Here is a 6,700-nt window from a genome sequence, read left to right on the forward strand (position 1 = left end):
AAAGCGTGATCCCGCAACCCACGAAGACAGGCGAGGTCCTTCGCGAAAAGGGCCTCGCCCCGCCGCAACCGGCGGGGCCACGCTGGCGCCACGCCTGGCGCCTCATCAGCTGCTATTGGGCGTCCCGCGACTGGAAGTTCGCCTGGTTCGCGCTGATCGTGCTGATCATATCCCAGTTCGCCGATGCCTATCTCATCCTTGCGCTCAACCGCTGGCAGAAGAACTTCTTCGACAGCGTGCAGCAAAGCGATGCTGCGCAGTTCGGGTGGCTGGTGATGCTGTTCGTCGGCATCACCGCCCTGCAGGTCGGCCAGTTTCTGTTTGCCAACTTCCTGCGGCAGTTGCTGTCGATCCGCTGGCGGGCGTTCCTGACCGAACGCTATGTCGACCGGTGGATGAGCCATAATCGCTACAGCGAGATCGAACGCCTGCGACTGATCGACAATCCCGACCAGCGCATCCAGGAAGATATCAACCGGCTGACGGACGTCGATGGCGTCACGGGAACCAGAAGCCCGTTGAGCATCGCGCTGGATGTGCTGGGGACGACCGCGACGGCCGTGGCGATGATCTACGTCCTGCTCGAAACCGCCGAACCGATCCGCCTCTCGCTGCTCGGCTGGCGGGTATCGATCCCCGGCAGCACCATCTGGTACGCGGCACTCTATGCGCTGGTCACCAGCGTGCTGATCTCGTTCCTCGGGCGGCCGTTCATCCGCGCGCAGATGCGCCAGCAGCATCGTGAGGCGGACTTCCGTGCCGGGCTCATCCATGTTCGCCGCAATGCCGCGCAGATCGGGCTGGCCGGGGCGCTATCGATCGAGCGGAACGCGTTGCGCGATGCTTTCGCCATGCTGAAGCGCAACTATTATTCGGTGATCGGCACCAGAATGGCCGTCAATGCCGCGCAGCAGTTCTTTCAGCGGATCAGCGGCATCCTGCCGCTCTTTCTGCTCGTACCGCGCTTTTTCGCGGGCACGATGACCTTCGGCCAGGTGATGGCGGGCCGCGACGCGTTCACCCGCCTCGCCGGCGACCTTTCCATATTCGTGATGTATTATCAGACGATCGGCGAACAGATCAGCTTCATCAATCGTCTGAAGGCGTTGGACGACGCCATCGAGGATGCGCGCCCGCGCGGCATCGGCCTGACGGTAGGAACGCCGGGCGCAGTGGTGATCGCCACGTCGGCGCTGCTGCTGCGCAAGCCGCATGGCGAGCCGCTGGCGGACGTGGGCGACTGGACGGTGCGTAGCGGCGAACGCTGGGCGGTTCGCGGACCGTCGGGGGCGGGCAAGTCGACGCTGGTCCGCGCGCTCGCCGGGCTGTGGCCCGATGGCGCCGGCAGCGTCGCGATCGCGCGCGACACGCACACGATGTTCGTGCCGCAACGCCTCTACCTGCCGCTCGGCACGCTGAAGGCCGGGCTATGCTTCCCGGACATGCCCGACGCGCATGACGATGCGGCGATCGTCGCACTGCTGGATCGTGTCCGCCTCGGTCATCTGGCGGTCGATCTTCACGCCGCGCGCATGTGGCAGGAGGAGCTGTCGCCCGGCGAGCAGCAGCGGGTGGCGCTGGCGCGCATCCTGCTGCAGCGACCGACATTGCTCGTGCTGGACGAAGCGACCAGCGCGCTCGACGGCGACAATGCGCGGCATTTCTACGCCTGCATCCGCGAGGCGATGCCGGATGCGACCATTCTCAGCGTCGTCCATGACGAGACGCTGCTACGCCATCACACCCACACGCTGAGCATCGTGCACGGGTGTGCCCAGCCGGAGCGGATCCCGGGGGACGGGGCATGAGTTCGCTCCGGCTGCTGGAATCGGATCTCGCAGCTGCGGCGCAATCCGCCGTGGAGCGGGCCTTGGCGATCGGCGCCGACGGCGCATCGGCGACCGCACGCAGCGGCGGCGGCGTCCGTGTGACGGTACGCCGTGGCGACGACCGGCCGGCGATCGACACCGCCGTACGCGATCTCACCCAATCGCTGGCGATCACCGTGCTGCGCGACGGACGCAGCGGGTCGGCCAGCACCGCCGCGCTGGATGCGGAGGCCATCCGCCGCACCGTCGCCGAAGCGACGACGATCGCCGCAGCGGTGCAGCCCGATCCCGATGCCGGACTGCCCGACCCCGCCTGGCTCGCCTTCGACGGACCACAGCCGCCGCTCGCCGCTCCGGCAAACCGGCCGATCGACGGACTCATCGATCTGGCGCTTGCCACGGCGCAGGCGGTGGAGGGCCCGTGCGTGCGGCTGGACGAAGCGGGTATCGTGGCAAACGAGTCGCGCAGTGCGCTCGTGACCTCCGCCGGCTTCTGCCGGACCACGCACAGCTCGTATCATGCGCTTTGGGCGATGGTGCTGGCGGAGGATGACGGCGGGAACGTACGCGATTTCAGCCAATCGAGCGAACGGCGCTTCGACGCGCTGGACGCACCTTCGGCAGTCGCGGGCGCCGCGGTGGCGCTGGCTAAAGCGCAACGCGGCGCGCGATCGATCCCCAGCCACCGCGGACCGGTGTTGTTCGCCGCGCGGACAGCGTCGGCGATCGTTTCCGATCTGGTCGCCGCCTTGTCCGGTGGCGCACAGGTGAGGCAGGCAAGTGCGTTGCCGGGTGCAGCCGGGCGCATGGTCGCGCCGACGCATATCGAGCTGACCGAAGACCCCTTCGAACCCTACGGCCTCGCCAGCGGCGGCTATGATCCCGAGGGGATTGCCGGCACCGCCCGCACGGTGATCCGGGACGGCGTGGTGCAAGGCTATTTCCTCGGCAGCCGCGCGGCACGTCGCCTCGGCCTGCGGTCCACCGGCAACGCCGGCGGCCCGTGGAACCTGCGCTTCGCCAGTCGCGAGGGTGGCGGCGATGCCGAGACGATGCGACAACGGCTGGGAACGGGGCTGCTGGTGACGCGCCTCAACGGCGGCGGCACCGATCCCGTGCGGGGGACATGGACGCGCTCTGTGTCCGGCCTGTGGGTCGAGGGGGGCGAGGTCGTCCACGCCGTGACCGATGTGACGGTCGCGGGCACCCTCCCAGCCATGCTCGCCGGGATCGTGGCGATCGGTGACGAGGCGCACCGCGATGGTGCGATCCGCAGCGGTTCGATCCTGATCGACGAGATGCAGGTCGGAGGCAGCGCATGACCGGCCATTCGTCCGCGCTGGCGCGCGCCGAGGCTCGCCTGCTCGCCGCCAACGGCCTGACGCACGCCGACCTTTCGTGGACGCTGGGTGCGCTGTGGCGACGTGGCACCGACCTGGCCGACCTGTTCTTCGAGGACGTGCGCTCGCGCAGCTGGCAGTTGCAGGATGGCCGCGTCACGGCGGGCAGCTTTCGCATCGATCGCGGCGTCGGTGCACGCGCGGCGGCGGGAGCGGAGGTCGCCTTCGCCCATTCCGCCGACCTCGGCCGCCCTGCGCTCGCCGAACTTGCGGGCACCGTCGCCGCGCTGGGACGGCGGCCGATCGATGGCCAGGCGAGTGTGGCACTGGACGCGACCGGGCCGGTGCATAGCCTCTATCCGTCGGTGGAAACGACCGGCGCTGCCGAGGCCGCGGGCTGGATCGGGTTGCTGGAGCAGATCGATGCCGCGGCACGGGCCGCCGACCCGCGGGTCGTGCGCGTCGACGGTACGGTCCGCGTGATCGATCAGATCGTGCTGGTCGCCGATATCGACGGGCGCATCGCTGCCGACGTGCGGCCGACCGCGCAACTGATGACGAGCGTCATCGCCGAAGCGAACGGCCGGCGTGCCGGGGGCCAGGCGGGATTGGGGGGCCGGTTCGGGCTGGAGGGATTCACCGCATCGAAGATCGCGCGCATGGTGGCCAAGGCCGTGCGCGTCGCCACCACCAACCTTGATGCGCGCGCCGCTCCCACGGGGCGGATGCCGGTGGTGCTTGCCCCGGGCTATGCGGGCGTCCTGTTCCACGAGGCGGTGGGCCATGGCCTGGAGGGTGACCATCATCGCAAGCGCCTGTCGGCATTCGACGGGCGGATGGGAGAGCGGATCGCCGCCCCCGGCGTGACGGTGATCGACGACGGAGGTCTGCCGGGCCTGCGCGGTTCGCTCGGCATCGACGACGAAGGCGTGGCGGCGCAGCGCACCGTACTCGTCGAGGACGGCATCCTGACGGGGTTGCTCCAGGATCGGCTCAACGCCGGGCTGATGAACGCGCGGCCGACCGGTAACGGCCGCCGTCAATCTTATGCGCACCTGCCGATGCCGCGGATGACCAACACGTTCCTTGCCGCCGGCAGCGAAGATCCGGGGGCCATTCTCGCATCGGTGAGGAACGGCATCTACGCCATCGGTTTCGGCGGCGGACAGGTCGACATCGTCACCGGTCGCTTCAACTTCTCGACGACCGAAGCGTGGCTGATCGAGGATGGCCGCCTGACTGCGCCCATCGACGGCGCGACGCTGATCGGTGTGGGGCACGAGGCGCTAAAGAGCATCGCGATGGTCGGCAACGACCTTGGGCTCGATGACGGCGAAGCCATGTGCATCAAGCAGGGCCAGCAGCTCGACGTCGGCGTCGGTCAGCCGACGATCAGGATCGATGACATGATGGTCGGCGGTCGCGCCGGCCGAACGGGGTAGCGAGTGATGGCAAAGATCGAAAGCGTGACCGCAGCAGAGTTCGAAACGGCGGTGACTGGGGCCAGGGGGATCGTTCTGGTCGACCTCTGGGGCCCGAACTGTGGCCCGTGCCGGACGTTGGCACCGATCCTGGACGACCTGGCGGAAGACTTCGCGGGTGATGTTACCGTCTGCAAGGTCGACGTGGAGGCGGAACCGGACATGTGTACGCGGCTGAACGTACGCGGTGTGCCCACGCTCGCCTTATTCCACGACGGCACGGAAATCGACCGGATCGTCGGCCTGCGCACCCGTGCGCAGCTGACGCGCTGGCTGGAAGGACATCTGTGACCGGTGCCTTCCGGGGCGACGCCGCGATCAAGGCCGATCTGCTCGCCCGGCTTCGCGCCCATGCTGCGGCAGGCACGCTGCTGTTCGGGGCGACGCGGTGGGATGGCGAGCGCGGCAGTCCCCTCGGCGTGTCGGCGGAGAGCGAGGATAGCGCCGATTACGCCGCCCGCTTCGGCTATCCGCTGGCACTCGCCGCACTGCTCGATCCCATGATCGAATGCAGCGACCCAGCGCGTGCTTGGGAACATACATTGACCTGGGTGGTCAGGGTTTCCCCAGGCGAAGACCTGTCGGTGGTGCCTGTCCGGATCGTCGAAGACATGCTGATCCGGATCGGCAGCGTCGAGCATGCTCCGGCGCTCCATGCCGCGATACTCGATCTGCATCACCGCGAACTTGCCGGCGAGACGCTGACGCGAGCGGACTGGACACAGGCACGTGGCGAGATCGAAGCCGCTGCGGACGGGATGGAAGACGCCGCCGGTGCGGTGGCGTTGCGCGCGTGCGCGGCGGCCTGCTGGCCGCTGCGGACGAGCCGATCGGTGCTGACCGAGATCACCGCGCTGTGGCGGACCGGGGCAGGCGCCGTGCGCCCGACGATCATCACATCGACCGACAAGATCCGGGCAGAGGCGATCCTCCAGTCGATCGTCGCTGCTGTGGCGCCGCGCCGTGCGGCAGGTGAATATGTTGACATCCCGAAGCTGTTCCGCGCGCGCGATCCCGGCCTTTCGGCTCGCTACGAAGCGGATCTGCGGCGGACCAATGCCTTGGCGCTGGAGCGAATGCAGGCATTGCCGGGAATCGTCCTTGGCCATTTGACCGCGGCCGGTGTCGCATGACCGACGGCCCGCATCGCCCCCGCCACGAAGGATCATCATGACCGCTCTCCTCCATGATTCCACCCGCCTGCCCCCCTTTCCCGCGATCGTGCCCGAGGCCATTGGCCCGGCGCTGGATGCGGTGATCGCCGAGCATGAGGCGACCGTCACGCAACTGACCGCGAGCCGGCCGAGCCGCTTCGCCGAGGCCTGGCTGCCGCTGGAGCGTAGCGGCACCGCCATCGATGCGCTCTGGTCGGCGGTATCGCACCTGCAGGCGGTGGCCGACACGCCGGAGCTGCGCGCCGCGCACGCCGCCGGCCAGGCGCGGCTGGTCGAGGCGATGATGGCGGTGCAGCAGAACCGCGACCTGCACGACCTGTACGCCGCGCTCGCCGCCTCGCCCGACTTCGCCACGCTGCCGCTCGCCGACCGGGTGGCGGTGGAGCGCGCGATCCGCGACTTCGCCCTGTCCGGCGTGGCGCTGGAGCCGGAGGCACGCGCCCGGTTCGCCGCCATCTCGGTCGAGCTGTCGGACCTGTCCAATGCCTTTGCCAGCGCGGTGCTGGACGCGACGGATGCCTGGACCGAGCACGTCGCCGATGCGGCGCTGCTCGCCGGCCTGTCGGATGCCGACATCGCGATGTTCGCCGCCGCGGCGCAGGCGCGCGGGCTCGACGGCTGGGTGGTGACGCTGCAACAGCCGAGCGTCACCGCGGTGCTGACCTTTGCCGAGGATCGCGCCTTGCGCGAACGCGTCTACACCGCCTACGGCACGCGCGCGTCGGACCAGGGGCCGGATGCCGGCCGGTTCGACAATGGCGATCGGATCGCGCGCATCCTGGCGCTGCGCCGCGAGGCGGCGGGGCTGCTCGGCTTTGCCGATCCGGTGGAATGGTCGCTGGCCACCAAGATGGCGCCCAACGCCGGCGAGGTGC

The 6,700-nt window shown here is 69.1% G+C and carries 6 protein-coding genes; all 6 read left to right on the forward strand.

The annotated features are described in order from the left end of the window. Nucleotides 1-5 precede the first annotated feature (5 nt). The gene (locus tag ACTZQ5_RS13175; RefSeq protein ID WP_443585646.1) at nt 6-1,808 is read left to right on the forward strand and encodes an ABC transporter ATP-binding protein/permease; all 1,803 of its coding nucleotides are present in this window, start codon (nt 6-8) and stop codon (nt 1,806-1,808) included. Further along, nucleotides 1,805-3,151 carry a TldD/PmbA family protein gene (locus tag ACTZQ5_RS13180; RefSeq protein ID WP_443585647.1) on the forward strand — a complete coding sequence of 449 codons (1,347 nt, stop codon included), beginning with the start codon at nt 1,805-1,807 and terminating at the stop codon, nt 3,149-3,151. The genes ACTZQ5_RS13175 and ACTZQ5_RS13180 overlap by 4 nt, the downstream gene beginning before the upstream one ends. Next, a complete protein-coding gene (locus tag ACTZQ5_RS13185; RefSeq protein WP_443585648.1) occupies nt 3,148-4,611 on the forward strand; it encodes a metallopeptidase TldD-related protein in 1,464 nt (487 codons plus the stop codon). The genes ACTZQ5_RS13180 and ACTZQ5_RS13185 overlap by 4 nt, the downstream gene beginning before the upstream one ends. Nucleotides 4,612-4,617: 6 nt before the next feature. After that, entirely contained in the window at nt 4,618-4,941 is a 324-nt protein-coding gene (locus ACTZQ5_RS13190; RefSeq protein WP_443585649.1) for a thioredoxin family protein, read from the forward strand. Further along, nucleotides 4,938-5,783: a hypothetical protein gene (locus ACTZQ5_RS13195; RefSeq protein WP_443585650.1), complete on the forward strand. Its 846-nt coding sequence runs from the start codon at nt 4,938-4,940 to the stop codon at nt 5,781-5,783. The genes ACTZQ5_RS13190 and ACTZQ5_RS13195 overlap by 4 nt, the downstream gene beginning before the upstream one ends. Nucleotides 5,784-5,820: 37 nt before the next feature. Further along, nucleotides 5,821-6,700, forward strand: an 880-nt coding sequence (locus ACTZQ5_RS13200; protein WP_443585651.1) for a M3 family metallopeptidase, incomplete at its 3' end; no start/stop codon positions are given.

Origin of the sequence: Sphingomonas cellulosilytica, from assembly GCF_052321755.1 — a bacterium.
Taxonomy (GTDB): Bacteria; Pseudomonadota; Alphaproteobacteria; order Sphingomonadales; family Sphingomonadaceae; genus Sphingomonas.

What these genes read in the sequence shown, in the direction of transcription:
- ACTZQ5_RS13180 (WP_443585647.1), top strand. Translation starts at nt 1,805, where the DNA reads ATGAGTTCGCTCCGGCTGCTGGAATCGGATCTCGCAGCTGCGGCGCAA.
- ACTZQ5_RS13190 (WP_443585649.1), top strand. Translation starts at nt 4,618, where the DNA reads ATGGCAAAGATCGAAAGCGTGACCGCAGCAGAGTTCGAAACGGCGGTG.
- ACTZQ5_RS13185 (WP_443585648.1), top strand. Translation starts at nt 3,148, where the DNA reads ATGACCGGCCATTCGTCCGCGCTGGCGCGCGCCGAGGCTCGCCTGCTC.